1 protein-coding gene is annotated in these 970 nt (G+C 64.3%); it reads right to left on the bottom strand.

The genetic code is table 11. The features are described 5' to 3' along the window. Positions 1–12: 12 nt before the first annotated feature. A complete protein-coding gene (locus tag E1288_RS46485) occupies positions 13–849 on the bottom strand; it encodes a transposase family protein (protein WP_132495745.1) in 837 nt (278 codons plus the stop codon). Between the last annotated feature and the right edge of the window lie 121 nt (positions 850–970).

Raw genomic sequence — 970 nt, forward strand, 5'->3', positions numbered from 1 at the left:
ATTGAGGTGATCTCAGTGGATTCGGCCGTGTTCGTGGTGGGTGAGGGTGAGGGCGGCTTGGACGATGGCGGTGATTTTGCGTGGGCTGGCGGTGATGTGTTGCAGGGTGCGCCAGCGTTGGGTGAGGAGTGCGAAGCCGCGTTCACCTCGTGCTCGTAGCCCTCGGAGTAGGGCGTTGTAGGTGCGGTTGTCGACGTCCAGGGGGCGACCTTTGCCGGTTTTGTTGTGTTTGATCGGGGTGTGGACGCCGATGCCGGCGCCTTGGAAACCGCCGTCGGCCAGGGTCGGTAGATCGAGTTGGGAGGCGGCCCAGTAGAGGGCGCCGAGCACGTGTTCGGTGGCGGCGGTGATGTCGTGGATGCAGCCGGGCTCCACCGGTGAGGACCAGAGCGGGAATCCGGTGTGGTCGGTGATGACCAGGACGTTGCCGCCCTGTGTGTGGTGTTTGCCGGAGTACCAGCGGTCGATTTCCCGGCCGTGTTTGTTCAGGGTCTTCTCGCCCAGCCGGTCGGAGGCGAACAGTTTGCCGTCCACAATCACGTAAGGCTCACCGCCCTCGGCTGCCTTCTCGAGTGCTTCGTGCAGGTCGGGGGCCTGTGCGGCCAGAACGTCGATGACCTCGTCGACGTAGCGGTAGCCGGTTGCCCGGGAGATGTCGTTGTCGCGGGCCAAAGCGGGGATGGCGGTGCGGTCCCGGTACCACCGCAGCCCCAGCACGGCCTGCTTGAACGGGCTCAACGCCCGCCGCCCACGCGGGGTACTGCGGCGTCGGCGTTCCTCAGCCAGGAGCCTGCTGAGGTAGTGGGCGAGTTCGTCGGCAACATCAAGCGTGGCACGATAGGTAATCACGTGGGGTCCTGGCCCTTACAGAAGACGATCTTGTGGTGAGACCTCTTCTACCAGGACCCCACGCCCACACCTCTTCGGACCCTCAGCCCCATTCCACTGAGATCACCTCATTGAAATTGCG

This window comes from Saccharopolyspora elongata (assembly GCF_004348985.1).
Taxonomy (GTDB): domain Bacteria; phylum Actinomycetota; class Actinomycetes; order Mycobacteriales; family Pseudonocardiaceae; genus Saccharopolyspora; species Saccharopolyspora elongata.